Origin of the sequence: Mesorhizobium sp. WSM4306 (assembly GCF_007003975.1) — a bacterium.
GTDB lineage: Bacteria > Pseudomonadota > Alphaproteobacteria > Rhizobiales > Rhizobiaceae > Mesorhizobium.
In genome coordinates this window covers 103,467-122,496 of record NZ_VFTC01000002.1, presented here as the reverse complement: position 1 = coordinate 122,496, position 19,030 = coordinate 103,467, and the positions used below count along the sequence as shown (strand labels likewise).

Here is a 19,030-nt window from a genome sequence, read left to right as displayed (position 1 = left end):
TGCCTGCGTAGAACGACTTTGCCGCCTGCCGGACCCAACTGCGTTGATGCAGGTCAATCTTCAGATATCGAAAGAGATCGAGGCCCGGCACAGGCCGGGCCTCGTCGCTTGGGCGGTTGAGGGATGAGAACAGGCCCTCGCCCCTATTCTCCGCCGCCAAGCGAATGCACGTAGACAGCCAGCTCCTTGACCTTGGTTTCGCCGAGACGACCAATCCAGGCTGGCATTACGCCGTGTTTCGGCGCGCGGACCTGCGCGGCGATCGCTGCCTCACCAGCTCCGTAGAGCCAGATCGCATCGGTCAGGTCGGGCGCGCCGAACTCCCTGTTGCCCTTGGCCTTGTCGCCATGACAGGCAACGCAGTTCTCGGCGAAGACCTTGGCGCCGGGCTCAATCAGGCTTTTGTCCTGAACCGGGCCGGAAAGGCTGGCGACATAGGCGCTGACCTGGTTGATCTGGTCGGCCGTGATGATGTCGCCAAAAGCAGGCATCTCGGACTGGCGCGTCTCGGGATCCGAGGCGAAGCGGATGCCGTGCGTGATCGTCTGCTCGAGCTGTTCAGTCTTGCCGCCCCACAACCAGTCGTCGTCATTGAGGTTGGGAAAGCCGGCGGAGCCTTGGGCGCCCGAGCCGTGGCATTGCACGCAATTGACCTTGAACGTGGCACCACCGGCCGCGACCGCGAATTCCCGCAGCGCGTCATCAGCGGCAATTTCGGAGACGGTCTTCGCCTGGATGGCGGCGATATATTGGCCTTTGGCGACTTCGGCGGCCGCCAACTCGTTCTTGACATCGTTGCGGCTGGAATAGCCTAGCACGCCCTTCGTCGCGGAAGACAACATCGGCCACGCCGGATAGGCGATGGTATAGCCGATGGCCCATACGATGGTGATGTAGAAGGTTATCACCCACCAGCGGGGAAGGGGGTTGTTGAGTTCCTTGATGCCGTCCCACTCATGGCCGGTGGTCGGGACACCCGACACGTCGTCGATATGTTCTGAGCTCATAATCAGTCGTCCTTGAGGGGGATGCGGGCGGCTTCCTCGGCCTGGCTGCGGCCGCTAGGTCGAAGCGCGAAGCCAATGCATCCAACAAAAAAGAGCGCCATGGTGAGCAGGCCCCAACTGTCGGCGAACTCCCGCATCAGATTGTAGTCCATCGGCGGTTCTCCTCAGCGGTAGCCGGCGGCTTCGTCGTAGTTCTTGAAATCCACCAGCGTGCCGAGCATCTGAAGATAGGCCACGAGGGCGTCCATCTCGGTGACCTGTTGTGGATTGCCGTCGAAGTCACCGACCTTCGCCTTTGGATAGCGTTTTTCCAGGCTGGACGTGTCGGCGCTGGGATCGGCCTGTGCCATCAGATCCGCGTTGGCGTTGGCGATCATGTCATCGGAGTAGGGAACACCGACGCGCGCGTTCGCGACCAGATGCGTCGAGAAGTCCTTCACCTTGATCTGCGTGTCTTTCAGGAAGGCATATTTCGGCATGATCGATTCCGGCACCACCGAACGCGGGTCGGTGAGATGCTGGACGTGCCAATCGTTCGAGTAACGGTCACCGACCCGGGCGAGGTCGGGGCCGGTGCGTTTGGAGCCCCACTGGAACGGGTGATCGTACATCGACTCGGCGGCCAGGCTGTAATGGCCGTAGCGCTCGACCTCGTCACGGAACGGTCTGATCATCTGGCTATGGCAGAGATAACAGCCCTCGCGGACATAGATGTTGCGCCCCTCGAGCTCGAGCGGCGAATACGGCCGCATGCCTTCGACCTTCTCGATCGTGTTGTCGAGATAGAAGAGCGGCGCGATCTCGACGATGCCGCCGACGGTGACCACCAGCAGGGATCCGACGAGAAGCAGCGTGGCGTTCTTCTCGATGATCGCGTGTTTATCCATCAAGCCCATGATCTGGCTCCTTATTCGGCAGGCTGGAGGGCGGGCTCGGAACCCGGCAACGGTTGCTCCTCGCGCTGATAGCCGAGGATGGTCATGGTGATGTTCCAGGCCATGAGCAGTGCGCCGGAGAGATACAGGGCGCCGCCCGCCGCGCGCATCACATAGTATGGATGCATGGCGGCGACGGTTTCGGCGAAGGAGTAGACCAGGAAACCCTGCTCGTCATATTCGCGCCACATCAAGCCCTGCATGACGCCGGAAACCCACATGACCGCGGCGTAGACGACGATGCCGAGCGTCGCGAGCCAGAAGTGCCAGGTGACGAGGCGCAGCGAATAGAGCCGTTCGCGGTTCCAAAGCTTTGGCACCATGTAGTAGATCGCCCCGAACGAGATCATGCCGACCCAGCCAAGGGCGCCGGAGTGGACATGGCCGATGGTCCAGTCCGTGTAGTGCGAAAGCGAGTTGACCGCCTTGATCGACATCATCGGACCCTCGAAGGTCGACATGCCGTAGAAGGCTATGGCCATGACCATCATGCGGATGATCGGGTCGGTGCGGATCTTGTCCCACGCCCCGGAGAGCGTCATCAGCCCGTTGATCATGCCGCCCCAGGACGGCATCCAGAGCATGATCGAGAACACCATGCCGAGCGTCTGCGCCCAGTCGGGCAGGGCGGTGTAGTGCAGATGATGCGGCCCGGCCCAGATGTAGAGGAAGATGATCGCCCAGAAGTGGATGATCGACAGCCGGTAGGAGTAGACTGGCCGGTTCGCCTGCTTGGGCACGAAATAGTACATCATGCCGAGGAAGCCGGCGGTGAGGAAGAAGCCGACGGCATTGTGGCCGTACCACCACTGAGTCAGGGCGTCCTGAACGCCAGAAAAGGCCGAATAACTCTTCGAACCCAGGAACGAGGCCGGCATGGACAGGTTGTTGACCACGTGCAGCATCGCGATGGTGACGATGAAGGACAGGTAGAACCAGTTGGCGACGTAGATATGCGGTTCCTTGCGCTTGAGGATCGTGCCGAGGAACAGGATGAGATAGGCGACCCAGACAATGGTCAGCCAGATATCCACATACCATTCGGGTTCGGCGTATTCGCGGCTTTCGGTGATGCCGAGCAAATAGCCCGTCGCGGCCATGACGATGAAGAGCTGGTAACCCCAGAACACGAACCACGCGAGATCGCCGCCGAACAACCGCGCGCGGCAGGTGCGCTGCACGACATACAAGGACGTGCACAGCAGCGCGTTGCCGCCGAAAGCAAAGACAACGCCTGATGTGTGCAGCGGCCGCAAGCGGCCGAAATTGAACCAGGGCTGGATGTTGAGATCGGGGTAGGCGAGCTGCAGTGCGATGACCACGCCGACCAGCATGCCAACGACACCCCAGAACAAGGTGGCGATGGCGCCGTAGCGGATTGGGCCATCCATGTAGGCCGATGGGTCGATCGGCGGCGCTACTTGGAAATTGGTGTTGCGCAGGAGGATGGCGACAAAGCCCAGCAGCACAAGAAACAGCACCCACATGTGCTGCCGGAACGGTTCGTCCACGCCGAAGCCAGCAGCCACCAGAGCCGCAAACGCAAAAAGAGCCAGAGCGAAGATTGTTGTGCCGAATTTCATGACATGTCCCCGACCTCGGATGCGCAGACGTCAATCCGCCCGGACACCAATCCAGCAAGTGTTCAGGGGCCGCCTTGATCCATGTCAAAGTCAGCAGCTTTCGAAATGGGCAGCGTCGATCAAGGAGGCGGTCATTAAACCGGAGCATGAGCTGGGATCGTCGCCGTTCGCAACAAGCCGCGAAAGTTCGACAATGGCAGCTCGATATGGCAGGGAGCCGGTCCCAGTGGCGGTGATGAAGCGCGCGCATCTGGAAAAGCTGCGGCTCTGCGATGCCTTGGAAAGGATCGCAGACACCTTGCCCAGGGTCGATTGCCTGGCATGCTTGACTGTGGCAAACGCGATCGTTCCGCTGTTGCGGGATATTCACCGATACGAAGAGACGATGATCTTTCCCGCCTACGAGGCTGCCTCCACCGGCGGCGATGCCAATCTTGCCTCAACGCGGCGATTGCGTGCGGAGCACGTCGAAGACGAGTGTTTTGCCGGCGAGGGGACTGAAATTCTGCTGCGGATCGGCCACGGCGAGAGAGTTGAAAACGCCGAGGCTATCGGCTTCATGCTGCGCGGCTTCTTCGAAAGCCTGCGCCGGCATATCGCCTTTGAGCGTGAGCATGTGTTGCCGAGGATCGGGGTCCCAGATTCCGGCTAGACGCGCACCGGGCCCGGCTGCTGGGTCTAGGCGCCGGAACGCTGCTCCAGTCGACTGAGGCTGTCGACCGTCACATGCCTGTTGTTATCGATCCGGATCACTCGGTCGGTTCGCAGCCTGGTCAATTGGCGGCTCACCGTCTCGATCGTCAGACCAAGGAAATCGGCGATATCGGCGCGTGTCAGCGGAAGATCGAAAGTCGCTGACCTGGCCGCCGGGTCGACCGTCGGGTCGATGTTCCTGGCAATCATTAGCAGGAAGCTTGCCACTTTCTCGGACGCGGTCTTTCGGCCCAACGTCACCATCCAGTCACGCGCCTCGTCGAGTTCGGTCAAGGTCTGTTTGAGCAGGCGATGCTCCAGCGCAGGCGATTCCTTCATCATCCGCTCGATGATTGTCCTTGGAAACGAGCACAGCGATACTTCCGTGGCCGCTTCGGCATTGATTGCGCTTTCGACTTTGAATGGTCTTCCGAGAAAATCGGGAGCGAATTGAAGGCCGACGATCTGCTGGCGCCCGTCCGAAAGGCTCTTGGTCAGCTTCACGACGCCGGAAAGCACGTTCGAATAGCTATCCACCACCTCGGCGTCGCCAACCAGTTCAGCGCCCGACGGGATTGAACGCCGTGAAGAGGTTTTGGCCAGATCGACCAACTGATCGGCATCCAGCGCGCCGCATACCCCGCGGTGCCGCGCTTCACAAGATTGGCACAGCGCGGGAATGCCAGCGCTGTGAATGTCCTGTCTGACGGTCATGGCTTACCCAGATCAACTCTGCGACACGATATCATCACCGGCTTGCAAATTGTTGCGTCAGTTTGTCCCTAGTGGTCAGCAGACTTGACGGAAATCAAGGTTTCGGCGCCGCTGCGTTCCTAGATTGGCGTCCATGCAAATCACCACGGTCAAGAACATGCGTGGAAATCTGGTCAGTGCGGCGAGCGAAACCGTTCCTCGATACACCAGCTACCCAACCGCCCCTCACTTCCATGTCGGCGTCGATGCCGTGACAGTTCGCGGATGGATGGACGCGCTCGAAGGCGATGACGAGATTTCGCTGTATCTGCATATCCCCTATTGCGACAGGTTGTGCTGGTTCTGCGCCTGCCATACCAAGCAGACACGCCACTATGCGCCCGTGGCCACTTTTTTGGGTTCGCTGCACAGGGAAATCGAAACTGTCAGCGGTCTTGTGACCGACAGGGGCAAAGTTCGCGCCGTCCATTTCGGGGGCGGCTCCCCGACGATGCTAAGGCCCGACGACATTCTGGTGCTCGGAAGAGCGCTGCGGGATCGGTTCGACTTTCTCGATGATGCAGATATCAGCGTCGAGATCGACCCAAACGACATGGACGAGGGGCGGCTGGATGCCTTCGCAGCGATCGGCATGACGAGAGCGAGCCTCGGCGTACAGGACTTCGATCCCAAAGTGCAGAAGGCGATCAATCGCGAACAGAGTTTTGCTCTCACCAAAAGCATCGTCGATGCGGTCCGAGCGCGGGGAGTTACGTCTGTCAATCTGGACCTGCTCTATGGGCTGCCGCATCAGACCTGCGAGAGTGTTGCGGCGACCGTCGCCCAGGCGCTGACGCTGTCGTCCGACAGGCTGGCCCTGTTCGGCTACGCGCATGTGCCATGGTTCAAGAAGCACCAGACGATGATCGATGAAACCTGGCTGCCCGATACCTCGGCGCGCCTGGCGCAATCGCAACTCGCCGCGCGGCTGATCGTGGACGCCGGATACGAGGCCCTAGGGCTCGATCATTTTGCCAAACCGGGCGATACGCTCGCGATCTCGGCTCGCGCCGGCAAGATCCGCCGCAATTTCCAGGGCTATACCGAGGACCAGTGCGAAACGCTCATTGGTCTTGGTCCCTCCTCGATCAGCCGGTTCCGACAAGGCTACGCCCAGAACACCGTTGCGACCGGCGAGTACGAGAAAATTGTAGATTCGGGACAGTTGGCGACGGCACGTGGCATCGAGCTCAGCGTCAACGATCTGGCCAGGGGCTGGATCATCGAGCGCCTGATGTGCCAGTTTGCTTTTTCGGCGGTCGAGCTTGTCGAGCGCTTCGGCGAGGTCGGGCAGAAACTCCTGGCTACGGCAAGCCGCCTTGCCATTAGCAGCGGCGGCCTGCTTCTCAAGCTCGATGGCGAAAATTTCGTCGTGCCGGAGGACAGCCGCGCGCTTGTCAGGACGGTGGCGGCAAAATTCGACAGGTATCTCGGCAATGGAACCAGCAGGCATTCGGTTGCGGTTTGACCAACGGCTCCGCGCAGCCGATCAAAAGTGTTCGCCAACCCTGAATGGACCGACGCGCGTTCCCGCAGCGATCAAGTAGGCGGTCGACCAGCCGATCAGTAGAAACCCGTTCACGCCCTCGAGCGCCGCCAGGACGCGCCAGTCATGGGCGGGAACCACGTCGCCATAACCGACCGTTGAAAAGGTGATGGTGGAAAAATACAGCGCGGTCTCGAAGTCCGGCAACACGCCGAGCCGAAGATAGACGCCGGCCCACAACCACACCTCCGCTGTCATGACGGCAAAAAGGCCCATCACGACGCTGATCATTGCCACCACCCGGCTTCGTCGCCCGCGCATGCGAAAGCGCGCCGCCAGATGTTTCATCGCATGGGTGACTGCGATGAGGCCAAAAGTGTGAATGAGGACAGTCAGGCTTATGACGACTGTGCCGACGACTAGGTTGAGAGCCATGCGATGAAACTAGAAACCTCGAGGGGCGCTTTCCTTGCGTAAAATCAAAGCTGGCGCCGGCATTTCGAGCCTCGAAGCAACCGGTCGCCTTTCGCCGAAGCCACCTATTGGCCTCTGCCTGCTGCAGCAGGCGCGAGGCGAAAAAACATCGCCAGCTTCAGGCTGGTCGCGATCCGTTCGGCGCGATCGACAAACACCGCCGCCGTTTCCGGCGCGAAGAGTTCGGCCGCCGTCTGGCTGAAAAGGGTCTGCCAGATCTCGAAATCGGCCTCAGTGACATGCTTGAGTTTGAGATGCGCCGGCACCGGGCGGCCGTGGTAGTCGCCGGTCTTTAGGATGACGGAGCACCAGAAATCCGTCATTTTCTCCAGGTGTGGCTCCCAATCGCCGGTGATCTCGCGCACGAAAATCGGCCCGAGCCGCTCGTCGTTCCTCACCTTGGCATAGAACTCGCGGACCAGTTTTCCTATGGACGTCCGATCAACGCCGGCGCGGTCCAGCGGTTGTTCCGCGACGGCGCGCGCCCTGTCGACCAAAACCGATTTCACAGTCATCATGCACTTTCATTTGTGTTGCTTGTCACGATAGGCCCAGGCGCCGAAGGGCGGCCTGCACTAGACCGGGTCGGTCGCGAACAAGCCGAAAGCCCAGATTGTCGGGCGGCGTTCCGACGGCGCAGCCGCCGCTCTTACCGTCCCGAATGAAGTTTGACATATAAGTGCGGTGGAATCCCTCCACAGCGTGCACGCCACAGTTGTCGATCGAACTTGCCGCGCGCTTTCCATCGCTGCCTATTGTGACGTGGGAATAACATGTCGAGGTCCATTCCCAGACATTCCCGGCAATGTCCGCCAGACCCTTTGAATTGGTGCCGAAAGCGCCTTGAGCTCTTGGCTGGGGATCAGGTTTGCGTGCAAGCGCGGCCTCGGTGCGGTACTGTGCCAGCCACCGGCGCGCCGGATTGTTGGCGTCGCTTTCGCCGCCGTCTATGTCAGCCCGGAACCGTTCGCCGGCGGCATAAGCCCACTCCACGTCGGTCGGCAAGCGCCATGCCTCGCCTGTGCTGGCTGAAAGCCAGGTCGCGTAGGCTTCGGCATCGATGTGGCTCACGCCGGTGACCGGCACGTTGCCGATCTTGCTGCGCGCGTCGGCGAGCTTGCAGACGCCGTCCGCCACGCAACGTCCATAGTCCGACACGCTTACCTGGAATTTCATGATTTCCAGTTGCGCATCGATGGTTTCCTGGACGATGGGTGCCGCGACGGGACGGCTTTCCTTGAGGAATTCTCCGGGCTGTGGGTGATCAAACGAGCCGGGCCTGAGCATCACCAGTTGGCCCACGGCTACCCGTTGGGGAATCTCCAAGGAATTCCTGTCGAGCGCATGGGTTATGCCCACGCCGATCATTGCGGCAGCTGCAATCGTTCCGAAGGTGAAGACAGGATCGAAAGACATGGCACCAAGTCCGGCCACGAGCGCAACCCTTTGGCTCCCGCCGCTGGGTTGCACTGAGGATCGGATCTCCTGACTACGAGGCAATTGCCTTGGGCGCTTCGAGCTGCATCATCAGATCGTCGTCCCACTTTCCGTCGACCGTGAAGTGCGCAGTCGCGCCGAGTTCGACGGCCTCGATCAGATTGTGGTTCACATAGGCGTAGATGCCCGGCTGCAGGAAGGTGTAGAGCGCGGCACCCGCCGATCCGCCACGGATGAACCAGGTTTCCAGGTCCTTGGCCGGAGGGTTGGCGAACTTGCCTTGTTCCCAGACAAAATCGCCATGACCGCCAATCAAATGCGGACGCGTGTCCCGGTTGGCCTGCGAGTGGACGATCAGAACGGTCTCGCCGACCTTGGCCTTCATGGCATTGTCGCCGGTCAGCGAACCGGCTTTGCCATTGAACACGACATGCGTCGGGATCAGCCCGCGCATGACCTTGACCGTATCGTCGTAATTGTCGCCGGGCGATTCGTACTTCTTGAAGTTCCCCTGCTCGTCGCGAGGGATGTAGAAGTCGTTCTCGCCAATGTAGTAGATGTGGTCATAGCGAACGGGTTTGCCCTTGTCGTCCTTGAGGCCTTCGCGCGGCAGCACCATCACCGCTCCGCTCATCCCCGACACGACGTGCCACGGGATCATCGCGCCGCCGGGTGCGCAGTGGTAGACGAACGTCCCCGTGCGCGTGGCTTTGAAGCGCAACGTGACCTGCTCGCCAGGATTGATGAGCGTCAGCCCGCCGCCGCCGAGCGCGCCGGTGGCGGCATGGAAATCGATGTTGTGGGCAAGCGTGTTGGTCTCGGGATTGATCAGGGTGAGCTCGATATAGTCGTCTTGGTGCACGACCATCAGAGGGCCTGGAATCGAGCCGTTGTAGGTCATCGCATTGAGCTGCGTGCCGTCGGCATCGATGACCATCGGCTTCTCCTCGATCGTCATGGTGAATTCGACGACCTTTGGACCGCCCTTGGCGACCTGATCGTGAGCATGGACGAATGGTGGCGCGACCAGCGTGACCTTCTCACGCGGCAGTCCGGCAACCTCTTTTGCGCTTGCCGCAGCAGGCATGGCGGTAATCGTTGCAACAGCAGCGGCGGTAAGTACAGAACCCAACAGGGCTTCACGTCTGGTAAGCATTTCCATCTCCTATGCCTGAGCCAATTGATGGGCTAACGATAGGCCTCTCGCCGGGAACGTCTTTGCGCTAGCGCAAACCTGATTTCATTGTTGGATGCGGAAGAAGGTTCGCGGAGTCCGCGGCGAAAGTGTTCGCCAACGAAAATCGGCCAGACTGGACCTCTCCCCTGGTCCGTCTGGCCGCCCCTCCGGCGATCGAGAACCGGAGGGTATCTCTAGGAACTAGGCAATCAGTTGGAGGCTGCCTTGGTCACTTCGCTGAACAGTTCGGCGAACACGGTCTTGGCCTTGCCAACCTGCTTGACGGCTTCGGCCGCTTCCAGGTTGACGGGCTTGCCGACGACGATGAGTGCCACCATCCCCATTCCGTAGTGCGGCGCGCATTTCACGCCATAGACGCCTTCCTGGGTCACGGTCACGGTCACTTCCTCGCTGGGCTTTCCCTTGAAAGCTTCAGCGCCGTCCGGCAGCATCCCTTTGATCGTTTCAGCATTGTGCGACTTGTCGGTCGGGACGAATTTGATGGTGTCTCCCGGAACCGCACGGGTGAAAGCGGGCTGGAAGACCATCGCGCCCTTCTCGCCCTTGTTCAGCATTTGCACCACGTGTTCTTCGGCGTTGGCCGAGCCGGCGATAGCGAGCAAGGCGACAGCCGCAGCAATCAGGGGCAGTTTCATGGGAAGTCCTTTCTTGTGTTCATCACGGCATCAACCGTCGCGCCCTTTCTACGTCATCGGAGGATCTGGCGATTTGCGCTGGCGCAAACTGGCCGGTGAAATCTAGCAGTGAAGAAGGAGGCCGACCGGGCAATTGCCGTGCGCCGTTCGTCAAGAAGCTGGTCGCTTGGCTCGCCGCGCCTGCAAGCGCGGTCTCATCAGCATTCCGCCGAAAAGGCTGAGATAGCCGATAAAGGCCGCAACCCAGAGCGCCGCGGACATGTGGAGAAGGGTCGGCATTGCCGGTGCGAAGGAGGCGGCGATGCGCAAAATGGCCGCAAACACGATTGTAACGAAGACCAACGATGTGCCGATACTGGCCCGCAGTTCGCGGCCGGTATGGCCCAGCGTGGCGCGCGCCATGACGGCCAGCGTCATGGAGGCCAATGCTCCAACACCGAAGGCATGAATCGCGGCGATCGGAGGAACCTTCTCGGGAAGGAATACGGCAAGGCCCGCAAGTAGAAGGCCGATCGGAATGAAGGCATATGCGACGTGCAGGATCAGCACCAACGGATCTGAAAAGGTCCGGTCTCCGGCCCAACGCGCAAGTCGAATGGTATTGAAGACCGCTGCGGCCATCAGTAAAGGGCCCGCGCCAGCGCGATCGGGAAAGAAGACCCAGCATAGCAATCCGATCGCTGATAGTGCGATTGTTCCAGTGTCGAATCTTCCAAATGAGGCCGGCAGACGGCCTGGTCTCTCGCGCACCAGCCAGTTGCGGGTGAAACTTGGAACGATACGCCCGCCAATGATCATGATGAGCACGACTGTCGCCCCGAGGCCGAGCCGGCGGCTTACGTCGGACAGCCCGAGGTAGTGAGCTTCGGCATGAAACATCACGTTGGATCCCAGGAGCACTGTTACGGGCAGCAGCACTTTCAGGTTCCGCCAGTTTCGACCCGCAATGATTTCCATTGCGGCAGTGACGACAACCGCAAGAAGAAAGGCGCAGTCGATCACCGCGCTGAGCAGCCAACCTGTCTCCGCCGAAAAGAAAACGACAAGCCGTCCCGCGACCCAGAGCAATGCGAGCGCAAGCAGGGGAAGGCCTTGCACCGGAAGACGTCCAGTCCAGTTCGGGATCGCCGTGAGCAGGAAGCCCGTCACAATTGCCGCCAGATAACCAAACAGCATCTCGTGGACATGCCAGTCCACGGGCGAGAAAGCACTGAGGGTTTCAAGCTTACCGTAAAGCAGAGGCAACCAGATCAGGACGGCTGCAGCGGCATAGAGGGAGCCAAGCAGGAAGAAGGGCCGGAAACCGTAGGAAAGAACTGCCGGCCATGAGCTCGGCCGCGTACGCGGGATTGCCATGAAGGTACCTCATAGAAGTTGCGGGTAGCCACAGTGAGTCTTGGTGCGGCTGCCCATCGGACCCTTCTAGCCGGACCCAGGGAACAGACTTTGCCTCAGCGCAAAGAAGATCGAGAATGGAGAAGCGGTGGCTGTGGCATACGCCACTTGTCGGCGGCTGCTCGCGCATGACACAGTTCGCCGGATGGATGCCGGCGCATGCGGTGGTCAATTTCGGGAGTAATGCGGTTTGGGTAGCCTTGATCGTTCGCTGATTGCCGGGCTGTCTGTTTTCGAGGGCATGGCCGCCGCGGATCTCGACCGCATAGTCGGGCAGGCGAGGTCCATGAGGATAGCTAAGGATCAGCCAGTCTTTGAGCAGGAGCAGGATGCCCATTCCTTTTTCCTGCTGCTCGACGGACATGTGCGTGTGGTGAAATCGACGCCGGATGGTCAGGACGTGACTGTCCGCTACATAAGTCCGGGCGAATTGCTGGGCATCGCCCACGCGCTGGGCCGCACAACCTACCCGGCAAATGCTATCGCCGCCGCCGACTGCGTGGTTCTGGCCTGGCCAAGCCAGCTCTGGCCGACATTTGCGGCCAACTTTCCCAGTTTCACGGCTAACACTTACAAGAGCGTGGGGGCCAGACTGCAGGACGCACACACGCGCGTCATCGAGATGTCCACCGAACAGGTGGAACAGCGCGTCGCGCATGCGTTGCTCAAGCTGGTCAAGCAGTCAGGCAGGAAGACCGAGGAGGGGATATTGATCGACTTCCCGATCTCGCGCCAGGACATAGCCGAGATGACCGGAACGACGCTGCATACGGTGAGCCGGCTGCTCTCGGCCTGGGAAGACCAGGGCCTAGTCAAAAGCGGGCGTCAGAAGGTGACGGTGGTCGAACCGCACCGGCTCCTTCTGGTCGCGGAAGGCCGCGTGGAAAAGGGCTAGTCCGGATCGCCGGCATCCATCGCCGCGAGCAGATCGCAACGCAGTTTTTCTTCATTCAGGTCGTGCTCGCGCGCGGCATCGGCAATGGTGTGAAACGAGGCGATGGGGCAACCGACGCAAAGCATGCCGTGCCGCAGCACGATGCGGATCGCCGCCGGCGCCTTCCGCATGATTTCGTCCATCGTCGCATCGTCACCGAATTTGCGTTTCATGACGTCCGTCCGCGTTTGGATGCGGACATCTTGCGACTTCTTTCCGGGATGCTCGTTGCGCTGAAACAAACAGCAGAAGTCTGGCGCTCTCCCGCTGTATGGCGAGAGGGCGCGGCAAGTCGCGCCCTCTCTTCCTATCAGAAGAAGCCGAGCTTCTTCGGGCTGTAGCTGACCAGCATGTTCTTGGTCTGCTGGTAGTGGTCGAGCATCATCTTGTGCGTCTCGCGGCCGATGCCGGACTGCTTGTAGCCACCGAACGCTGCGTGCGCCGGATAGGCGTGGTAGCAATTGGTCCAGACGCGGCCCGCCTGGATCGCCCGGCCGAAGCGGTAGGCCCGGTTGCCGTCGCGCGTCCAGATGCCGGCGCCGAGACCATAGAGCGTGTCGTTGGCGATCGACAGTGCCTCTTCGTCGTCCTTGAAGGTCGTGACAGAGACAACCGGTCCGAAAATCTCCTCCTGGAAGATGCGCATCTTGTTGTGGCCCTTGAACACTGTGGGCTGCACGTAGTAGCCGCCCGCCAGGTCGCCGGGCAGGAGATTGCGCGCGCCGCCTGCCAGCACCTCCGCGCCTTCCTGGCGGCCGATGTCGATGTAGGACAGGATCTTTTCCAACTGCTCGGACGAAGCCTGCGCGCCAATCATCGTCGCGGGATCGAGCGGGTCGCCCTGCACGATCGCCTCGACGCGCTTGAGGGCGCGTTCCATGAACGCATCGTAGATCGATTCATGGATGAGCGCGCGGCTCGGGCAGGTGCAGACCTCGCCCTGATTCAGCGCGAACATGACAAAGCCTTCAATCGCCTTGTCGAAGAAATCGTCGTCTTCGGCGACGACATCCTTGAAGAAGATGTTGGGTGACTTGCCGCCGAGCTCGAGCGTCACGGGGATCAGGTTCTGGCTGGCATACTGCATGATCAGCCGGCCCGTCGTGGTCTCGCCGGTAAAGGCGATCTTGGCAATGCGCGGCGACGACGCGAGCGGCTTGCCGGCCTCGAGGCCGAAGCCGTTGACGATGTTGAGCACGCCCGCCGGCAGCAGATCGCCGATAAGATCGGCCCAGAGAAGGATGGCGGCCGGTGTCTGCTCGGCGGGCTTCAGCACGACGCAGTTGCCGGCCGCAAGCGCGGGAGCAAGCTTCCAGCATGCCATCAGCAGCGGGAAGTTCCACGGAATGATCTGGCCGACCACGCCGAGTGGCTCGTGGAAATGATAGGCGACGGTATCGTCGTCGATCTGCGAAAGGCTGCCCTCCTGGCCGCGCACAGCACCGGCGAAATAGCGGAAATGGTCGATAGCCAGAGGCAGGTCGGCCGCTGTCGTTTCCCGGATCGGCTTGCCGTTATCCCAGGTTTCGGCACAGGCGAGGAGATCGAGGTTCTCCTCCATGCGGTCGGCGATGCGGTTGAGGATAAGCGACCGCTCTGCCACGCTGGTGCGTCCCCAGGCGTCCTTGGCGGCATGTGCTGCATCCAGGGCCGCCTCGATATCCTGAGCGTCCGAGCGTGCCACCTCGCACAGCAGTTGACCGTTTACCGGCGAGTGGTTCTCGAAGTAGCGGCCGGACCGCGGCTCGGCCCATTTGCCGCCAATGAAATTGCCATAGCGCTTGTCGAAAGGCGCCTTGACCGAGCGTGAAAATTCAACCTTGTTCATGTGTCTTCCTCCCAAAGCTGACGTCGCGGGATGCGACGCTTCGGAAGAGACTTGCGATTTCCGCCCGTAATTGTCACCGCACCGGTCACCGCGGTTGGATATGATGTGTCGCAGAATTGCGACAGTCATGATCGCCAAGGGAGTTCAGTGAGACCTGTGGACATCCAGGCGGTTGAGCTTGCGGTGAAGCGTCGCGCGGCTGATGCCAAGCGCCTGAGCCGCAGCGGAGACATTTCCGTCCGCCCGTGCCAACGCTCGCTGGAGAGCTCCGCGCTCCGCCTCAGCGAGAATTTTGGAGCCGCTCTCAGCCCAACCGAACAGATCGGCGGCGGGCATCGGCTTGTCGAGACACTGCTGTGTAATTCCAAGCGCCAGGCGCGCCGAACGGGTCGCGCCGACTACGAGATCGTCGCCATCAACGGCGATCAGCGCTCCGGAACCTTTGTCAGTCACTGGCGCGAGCAAAATTCGCGCCTTTGGGAATGCCATCTTGAAGTTTTCACTTTCGATCCGACGCACCGCGTCGACGACAGCCATCGAAATAAGATTGGCGAAGGCTTCGGTCAAATCAGCCCGGCAGGACGACACATCAAGCGCGGCTACAAGATTCCCCTGATGATCGTGGACCGGTGCGGTGGTACAGCTGAGCAACGTGTTGCGCGTGTGGAAATGTTGGTCACGGTGGATTGTCAGCGTGCGCCGCTCGACCAGACAGGTGCCGATCCCGTTGGTCCCTTGGCTTTCCTCATTCCAGATGGAGCCAGTCCACAAACCCCAGGAACGAAACGTCTCGTCATCAACGGCCGCTCCGCGCCGTTCGACCGGCACGCCATCACCATCGGCGAGCAGGACACAACATCCAACGCCGCCAACTGCAAGATAGAGACGGTCGAGACTCGATTGGGCAGCTCGGACGAGTGGTTCGATGCGTTGTCGGGCCTGTCCCAGTTCGGCCTCCGTCAGGTAACGTGGAGGACTGCAGTCAGCTGGATCGAGCCGATGCAAATTGGAAGACCGTCGCCAGGAGGCAACCAGCGCGGACTTCGCTGCAGCGTCCGAGCCAATCGCTGCCTGGATGCGGTCGGCATGATGGCCGTATAGATCTTCGCCCATGCTAGTCCTCCCAACCCTGTGTCTTTCCTCCTGATCTGCCGGTCTGCAGTTCCCGTAGCACATAGTCAATTCGTCGAAAGAAGCAGAAAGCAGATGTCTTCCTGTCGCCTGTCTTTGAACAATTCAAGGTTACCCATCGAGAAAGAGCCTACCGACAGATTGCCGGGCGTTCATTGATCGGGAGCAAATCGGTCTGCTGCTGTCAAAAATTGTTCGCCGGCCTTGAACGGCCCGAAGCGGGTGCCTGCTGCGATCAGGTAGGCCGCCGACCAGCCGGTGAGTAGGAACGCGTTCACGCGTCGAGTGCCGACAGGACAGGGCACACATGGGCGGGCACGATGTCGCCGTAGCCAATCGTCGAGAAAGTGATGGGGGAAAAGTAAAGGGCGGTTTCGAAATCGGCGAAGATATCGAGCAATCGATATAGTCCTGCCCACAGCCACCCCTCTGCGGTCATGACGGCAAAGAGGCCCATCACCACGCTGATCATCGCCACGTGCGGCTGAGGCGCCCGTGCATACGAAACCGGGCGACGAGATATCCCATCGCAGGGTAACGCCGATCGAACCAAAGGCATGGATCAAGACCGTCAGACTTATGACCACGCTGCCGATGAGCAGATTTTGAATCATGGGCGGAGCGTAAGGACAAAAATCGATGCATATATTGTGCAGGATCAAGGCCAACAACCGAGACCTGGGCCTCTTCAGATATAAACCGCGGGAGGGGTGTGCGATTAACCGGGCAGGCCGGGCGAGTAGCTGGCACGGGACCTGCTCGCTCGAACTGCATCACCCAAAACCAAAGATGGTCACAGGCGTCGTTCAGAACTGACATACCACTGTCAAATTAATGGTGGGTCTAATGGCAGGTCTAGAATAGAGACACTATTAAGTGGCTGTTCTTTAAGGGATAAATTTGAAACTTGGCGGAGGGAGTGGGATTCGAACCCACGGTGGGCTTGCACCCACGCCGGTTTTCAAGACCGGTGCCTTAAACCGCTCGGCCATCCCTCCGTCGTGATTTTTCAAATCACTTAGGATCATCGCTATCGGCCGATTTTGAGCGGTTGGCACCGGATTTGGCACCGAAGGCGTTCCCGACCGGTTCGCGCTTCATTCCTGTAAAGCGGCATTGAGGGCCGCGTCAACCACCGCTGCGGCACCTTCCTGCTGTCCTGCGGGCGGGTGCGCAAAATGTTCGGGGTGACCGACGGATCGGCATGGCCGGCACGGGGCGTGTATCCGTCGTGGTCAGAAGTGGCAGGTTATCAAGCCCGATCGGTTCGTGCGGCTCAGGCTCGCTTCATGCTGCGCGCGCACGGTGGGTGACAAATAGCCAGCGCCAAGTACATGCATATCTGCTAAAATACGAGGCGTCCCGCACATTCAAGCGTGACCGACATATGGGAGGACGCGATGAAAACCATGAATCGCAGGTCTGCAATTGCGCTCGGTGTTACGGCCGCTGCGGTAACGCCTCTGTTCACCCTGGTAGCGTCTGCGAAGACCAAGAAATATGGCCCGAACGAGGGCAAGGAGATTGCCCCAGGCGTCAGAGTCGTTGAGGTCGGCACAGGAAACTCCGACATTCCTGCCTACAAGAGCATTTCAATCGTCGACGTCGTGTTTCAGCCCGGGGCACACGCTCCCGCAACGATGATGGACAACGACATGGTCTGCACGATCACCGCAGGTGCATTCACGATCAAGAAAGCGGACAAGGAATTCAAGCTCGAGGAAGGCGGCATATACACGTGCTCCAAGGGCAAGATCGACGAGGCGACCAATACAAGCAAGGTGGTCGGCATACATCGCATCGCCGTTTTGATACCTGTCTAGCCCATACTTCTCCCGGTCGGGGCAATCGAGTCCTGGCCGGGGGCTTGTTGCGGGCGATCCCGCCGGCCTGCCCCGAACATTGACAATACCGCCAGACACCGGCCAATCTGTGTTTCCTAAAATAATAGCAAACGGGGGAAACGATGAAGAAGACCTATGAGAAGCCGATCCTGGTAAAGCGCCAGAAGCTTTCGCGAGTGACTGCGCAGGAAGTCTCGTCCGTCGAGCCGCAATGATAGGTCTGACGTCGACAGGCCTCGGTGCAGCCGCCAGTGCGCCGCCACAATCCTGCCCGGTTCCGGACACAATCGGTTAATACGCTGATAAGCAATTCCTGCGCACAAGGGGATGGGGATTGGCGCGTCGCAGGCATTGCTGCTCTGGCTCCGCCGAAATTCTAAAAACGGTGCCTGTGTCGACACGGTAGGGGACATCTGAAAACATGCAGACCACGACGCATCGGCGTCTTCGTCGCGCTCCTGCTTTGGTCTTGTGCGCTCTTTCGGCTGCGTTGCTGGCGGCCTGCGCGTCGCCGCAGCCGAAGGCCATGGTCGACACCCGAAAGCCACGCTCGAAGGAATATTTTGCCGAGACCGAATATGGCGTGAAGGCCAGCCCGCGCGTGCAATACATGCGGCGCGGCGGCGGCCGTGACCAGCTGGGCAGGCCCTATCAGGTGCGCGGCAAGTGGTATTACCCCAAGGAAGACAAGCGCTACGCCAAGGTCGGTCTGGCCTCCTGGTACGGCGACGCCTTCCACGGTCGTCTCACCGCCAATGGCGAAGTCTATGACATGACGCATCTGACGGCGGCGCATCCGACCATGCCGCTGCCGAGCTACGCCCGCGTCACCAACCTCGAAACCGGCAGCTCGGTTATCGTGCGCGTGAACGACCGCGGCCCGTACCATGAAGGCCGCATTATCGACGTCTCGGAGCGTGCCGCGCAGATGCTCGACTACGCCAAGGTCGGCACCGCCAAGGTCAAGGTCGAATATGTCGGCCGCGCGCCGCTCGATGGCGACGATGACCAGTATCTGATGGCTTCCTACCATCCTGGCAGCCGCATACCGGACCCGTCGGATGGTTTGCCGACCGGCGTCATGGTTGCCATGAACGGACCTTCGCCAAGCCTGCCGGTCGGCGCCGCCGCTGTGCCGTTCCCCGGCCAACTGACCAATTCCGGCACCGAGGCGCAGCCCGTAATGTCGGTGCAGGCGCCGGCTTTCGGCGACATCACGCTGCCCGAATTCGGACCGATCGTGCCTCAGCGGCCTGAGCCACCTTTTGCTGTGGCCTCGCTGTCCTATGCGGATGAACGCGTGCAGCGCACCGACGTCTTTGCCGCACTGGACCACCAGGGCATGTCGCCGGCCGACATTCTGCAATCGTGGAAAAAATCCAATCCACAGGCCGCACCGGCAACTTCCGATTATGTCGCCGCCGGCTCCTTCGACGATGCCGCCGAGGCGAGGCGGGTGGCTGAAGCCCTCAAACCCTTCGGCAGGACCGAAATCCAGAGCACCGACCTCGACGGCAATGACTGGTACGCGGTCAATGTCTATCCGGATGGCCACGGCAATGTCGACGACCTCCTGCGCGCGGCATGGTCGCATGGCGCGCCGGATGCGCTGGCTGTGCGCGACTGATCAACAAGCTTTGCCATTGCGCGGTTGATCCGCCGGGAAGAAGCCTGATAGCTTTGCAGCACGTTTCCTG

At 60.5% G+C, this 19,030-nt stretch carries 21 protein-coding genes and 1 tRNA gene; 6 read left to right on the top strand and 16 right to left on the bottom strand.

What is annotated here, in order from left to right; translation table 11 throughout:
• Window positions 1–143: 143 nt before the first annotated feature.
• The 4 genes from ccoP to ccoN are packed head-to-tail and all read right to left on the bottom strand — an operon-like array spanning window position 144 to window position 3,525.
• Complete coding sequence (ccoP, locus tag FJV77_RS04265) at window positions 144–1,007, bottom strand: cytochrome-c oxidase, cbb3-type subunit III (RefSeq protein ID WP_142865619.1); 864 nt, start codon at window positions 1,005–1,007, stop codon at window positions 144–146.
• 2 nt (window positions 1,008–1,009) lie between these two features.
• Window positions 1,010–1,159 carry a cbb3-type cytochrome c oxidase subunit 3 gene (locus FJV77_RS04260; protein WP_142865618.1) on the bottom strand — a complete coding sequence of 50 codons (150 nt, stop codon included), beginning with the start codon at window positions 1,157–1,159 and terminating at the stop codon, window positions 1,010–1,012.
• Window positions 1,160–1,171: 12 nt separating this feature from the next.
• Window positions 1,172–1,903 carry a cytochrome-c oxidase, cbb3-type subunit II gene (gene ccoO, locus FJV77_RS04255; protein WP_142865617.1) on the bottom strand — a complete coding sequence of 244 codons (732 nt, stop codon included), beginning with the start codon at window positions 1,901–1,903 and terminating at the stop codon, window positions 1,172–1,174.
• Between the two features lie 11 nt (window positions 1,904–1,914).
• Entirely contained in the window at window positions 1,915–3,525 is a 1,611-nt protein-coding gene (gene ccoN, locus FJV77_RS04250; protein WP_142865616.1) for a cytochrome-c oxidase, cbb3-type subunit I, read from the bottom strand.
• A gap of 235 nt (window positions 3,526–3,760) precedes the next feature.
• Here ccoN and FJV77_RS04245 point away from each other — a divergent pair, with 235 nt between their 5' ends.
• A complete protein-coding gene (locus FJV77_RS04245; RefSeq protein WP_142865859.1) occupies window positions 3,761–4,177 on the top strand; it encodes a hemerythrin domain-containing protein in 417 nt (138 codons plus the stop codon).
• 26 nt (window positions 4,178–4,203) lie between these two features.
• On the opposite strand, the gene FJV77_RS04240 is transcribed toward FJV77_RS04245, so the two are convergent.
• The gene (locus FJV77_RS04240; RefSeq protein WP_142865615.1) at window positions 4,204–4,932 is read right to left on the bottom strand and encodes a Crp/Fnr family transcriptional regulator; all 729 of its coding nucleotides are present in this window, start codon (window positions 4,930–4,932) and stop codon (window positions 4,204–4,206) included.
• Between the two features lie 133 nt (window positions 4,933–5,065).
• On the opposite strand from FJV77_RS04240, the gene hemN reads away from it, so the two are divergent.
• Window positions 5,066–6,439, top strand: a complete 1,374-nt coding sequence (hemN, locus tag FJV77_RS04235; protein WP_185970187.1) for an oxygen-independent coproporphyrinogen III oxidase — start codon at window positions 5,066–5,068, stop codon at window positions 6,437–6,439.
• Between the two features lie 21 nt (window positions 6,440–6,460).
• Here hemN and FJV77_RS04230 read toward each other — a convergent pair whose 3' ends face one another.
• The 6 genes from FJV77_RS04230 to FJV77_RS04205 all read right to left on the bottom strand — a co-directional run bounded on the left by FJV77_RS04230 (window position 6,461) and on the right by FJV77_RS04205 (window position 11,557).
• A complete protein-coding gene (locus FJV77_RS04230; RefSeq protein WP_142865614.1) occupies window positions 6,461–6,892 on the bottom strand; it encodes a potassium channel family protein in 432 nt (143 codons plus the stop codon).
• A 104-nt stretch (window positions 6,893–6,996) separates the two neighbouring features.
• The gene (locus FJV77_RS04225; protein ID WP_142865857.1) at window positions 6,997–7,446 is read right to left on the bottom strand and encodes a group III truncated hemoglobin; all 450 of its coding nucleotides are present in this window, start codon (window positions 7,444–7,446) and stop codon (window positions 6,997–6,999) included.
• 25 nt (window positions 7,447–7,471) lie between these two features.
• Window positions 7,472–8,347 (bottom strand): SUMF1/EgtB/PvdO family nonheme iron enzyme, encoded by an 876-nt coding sequence (locus tag FJV77_RS04220; protein ID WP_142865613.1) that lies wholly within the window; start codon window positions 8,345–8,347, stop codon window positions 7,472–7,474.
• Window positions 8,348–8,420: 73 nt separating this feature from the next.
• Complete coding sequence (gene nirK / locus FJV77_RS04215; protein WP_142865612.1) at window positions 8,421–9,524, bottom strand: copper-containing nitrite reductase; 1,104 nt, start codon at window positions 9,522–9,524, stop codon at window positions 8,421–8,423.
• A gap of 230 nt (window positions 9,525–9,754) precedes the next feature.
• Window positions 9,755–10,201, bottom strand: a complete 447-nt coding sequence (locus tag FJV77_RS04210; protein WP_142865611.1) for a pseudoazurin — start codon at window positions 10,199–10,201, stop codon at window positions 9,755–9,757.
• Window positions 10,202–10,351: 150 nt separating this feature from the next.
• Window positions 10,352–11,557 carry an NnrS family protein gene (locus FJV77_RS04205; protein WP_142865610.1) on the bottom strand — a complete coding sequence of 402 codons (1,206 nt, stop codon included), beginning with the start codon at window positions 11,555–11,557 and terminating at the stop codon, window positions 10,352–10,354.
• Window positions 11,558–11,786: 229 nt separating this feature from the next.
• On the opposite strand from FJV77_RS04205, the gene FJV77_RS04200 reads away from it, so the two are divergent.
• On the top strand, window positions 11,787–12,491 hold the full coding sequence (locus FJV77_RS04200) for a Crp/Fnr family transcriptional regulator (protein ID WP_142865609.1): 705 nt from the start codon (window positions 11,787–11,789) through the stop codon (window positions 12,489–12,491).
• On the opposite strand, the gene FJV77_RS04195 is transcribed toward FJV77_RS04200, so the two are convergent.
• The 5 genes from FJV77_RS04195 to FJV77_RS04175 form a co-directional block, all read right to left on the bottom strand.
• Window positions 12,488–12,772: a DUF1858 domain-containing protein gene (locus FJV77_RS04195; protein ID WP_348643808.1), complete on the bottom strand. Its 285-nt coding sequence runs from the start codon at window positions 12,770–12,772 to the stop codon at window positions 12,488–12,490. The genes FJV77_RS04200 and FJV77_RS04195 overlap by 4 nt on opposite strands.
• Before the next feature lie 68 nt (window positions 12,773–12,840).
• Window positions 12,841–14,358: an aldehyde dehydrogenase gene (gene adh, locus FJV77_RS04190; protein ID WP_142865608.1), complete on the bottom strand. Its 1,518-nt coding sequence runs from the start codon at window positions 14,356–14,358 to the stop codon at window positions 12,841–12,843.
• Window positions 14,359–14,502: 144 nt separating this feature from the next.
• Window positions 14,503–15,471 carry a helix-turn-helix domain-containing protein gene (locus FJV77_RS04185; RefSeq protein WP_142865607.1) on the bottom strand — a complete coding sequence of 323 codons (969 nt, stop codon included), beginning with the start codon at window positions 15,469–15,471 and terminating at the stop codon, window positions 14,503–14,505.
• A 292-nt stretch (window positions 15,472–15,763) separates the two neighbouring features.
• On the bottom strand, window positions 15,764–15,961 hold the full coding sequence (locus tag FJV77_RS32780; protein ID WP_246691143.1) for an ion channel: 198 nt from the start codon (window positions 15,959–15,961) through the stop codon (window positions 15,764–15,766).
• Window positions 15,962–16,397: 436 nt separating this feature from the next.
• A tRNA-Ser gene (locus FJV77_RS04175) sits at window positions 16,398–16,487 on the bottom strand.
• A gap of 402 nt (window positions 16,488–16,889) precedes the next feature.
• Here FJV77_RS04175 and FJV77_RS04170 point away from each other — a divergent pair.
• The 3 genes from FJV77_RS04170 to FJV77_RS04165 all read left to right on the top strand — a co-directional run bounded on the left by FJV77_RS04170 (window position 16,890) and on the right by FJV77_RS04165 (window position 18,960).
• Entirely contained in the window at window positions 16,890–17,312 is a 423-nt protein-coding gene (locus FJV77_RS04170; protein ID WP_142865606.1) for a hypothetical protein, read from the top strand.
• A 143-nt stretch (window positions 17,313–17,455) separates the two neighbouring features.
• Window positions 17,456–17,548 (top strand): putative RiPP precursor, encoded by a 93-nt coding sequence (locus tag FJV77_RS32620; RefSeq protein WP_210246357.1) that lies wholly within the window; start codon window positions 17,456–17,458, stop codon window positions 17,546–17,548.
• Between the two features lie 206 nt (window positions 17,549–17,754).
• A complete protein-coding gene (locus FJV77_RS04165; RefSeq protein WP_142865605.1) occupies window positions 17,755–18,960 on the top strand; it encodes a septal ring lytic transglycosylase RlpA family protein in 1,206 nt (401 codons plus the stop codon).
• Window positions 18,961–19,030 lie beyond the last annotated feature (70 nt).

Excerpts from the sequence above, each read along its gene's own strand:
- FJV77_RS04220 (WP_142865613.1), bottom strand. The coding sequence starts at position 8,347 with ATGTCTTTCGATCCTGTCTTCACCTTCGGAACGATTGCAGCTGCCGCA.
- ccoP (WP_142865619.1), bottom strand. The coding sequence starts at position 1,007 with ATGAGCTCAGAACATATCGACGACGTGTCGGGTGTCCCGACCACCGGC.
- FJV77_RS04260 (WP_142865618.1), bottom strand. The coding sequence starts at position 1,159 with ATGGACTACAATCTGATGCGGGAGTTCGCCGACAGTTGGGGCCTGCTC.
- FJV77_RS04170 (WP_142865606.1), top strand. The coding sequence starts at position 16,890 with ATGAAAACCATGAATCGCAGGTCTGCAATTGCGCTCGGTGTTACGGCC.
- FJV77_RS32620 (WP_210246357.1), top strand. The coding sequence starts at position 17,456 with ATGAAGAAGACCTATGAGAAGCCGATCCTGGTAAAGCGCCAGAAGCTT.
- FJV77_RS04185 (WP_142865607.1), bottom strand. The coding sequence starts at position 15,471 with ATGGGCGAAGATCTATACGGCCATCATGCCGACCGCATCCAGGCAGCG.
- hemN (WP_185970187.1), top strand. The coding sequence starts at position 5,066 with ATGCAAATCACCACGGTCAAGAACATGCGTGGAAATCTGGTCAGTGCG.
- FJV77_RS04240 (WP_142865615.1), bottom strand. The coding sequence starts at position 4,932 with ATGACCGTCAGACAGGACATTCACAGCGCTGGCATTCCCGCGCTGTGC.
- FJV77_RS32780 (WP_246691143.1), bottom strand. The coding sequence starts at position 15,961 with ATGATCAGCGTGGTGATGGGCCTCTTTGCCGTCATGACCGCAGAGGGG.
- FJV77_RS04165 (WP_142865605.1), top strand. The coding sequence starts at position 17,755 with ATGCAGACCACGACGCATCGGCGTCTTCGTCGCGCTCCTGCTTTGGTC.
- nirK (WP_142865612.1), bottom strand. The coding sequence starts at position 9,524 with ATGCTTACCAGACGTGAAGCCCTGTTGGGTTCTGTACTTACCGCCGCT.
- ccoO (WP_142865617.1), bottom strand. The coding sequence starts at position 1,903 with ATGGGCTTGATGGATAAACACGCGATCATCGAGAAGAACGCCACGCTG.
- FJV77_RS04205 (WP_142865610.1), bottom strand. The coding sequence starts at position 11,557 with ATGGCAATCCCGCGTACGCGGCCGAGCTCATGGCCGGCAGTTCTTTCC.
- FJV77_RS04245 (WP_142865859.1), top strand. The coding sequence starts at position 3,761 with ATGAAGCGCGCGCATCTGGAAAAGCTGCGGCTCTGCGATGCCTTGGAA.
- adh (WP_142865608.1), bottom strand. The coding sequence starts at position 14,358 with ATGAACAAGGTTGAATTTTCACGCTCGGTCAAGGCGCCTTTCGACAAG.
- ccoN (WP_142865616.1), bottom strand. The coding sequence starts at position 3,525 with ATGAAATTCGGCACAACAATCTTCGCTCTGGCTCTTTTTGCGTTTGCG.
- FJV77_RS04210 (WP_142865611.1), bottom strand. The coding sequence starts at position 10,201 with ATGAAACTGCCCCTGATTGCTGCGGCTGTCGCCTTGCTCGCTATCGCC.
- FJV77_RS04230 (WP_142865614.1), bottom strand. The coding sequence starts at position 6,892 with ATGGCTCTCAACCTAGTCGTCGGCACAGTCGTCATAAGCCTGACTGTC.
- FJV77_RS04225 (WP_142865857.1), bottom strand. The coding sequence starts at position 7,446 with ATGACTGTGAAATCGGTTTTGGTCGACAGGGCGCGCGCCGTCGCGGAA.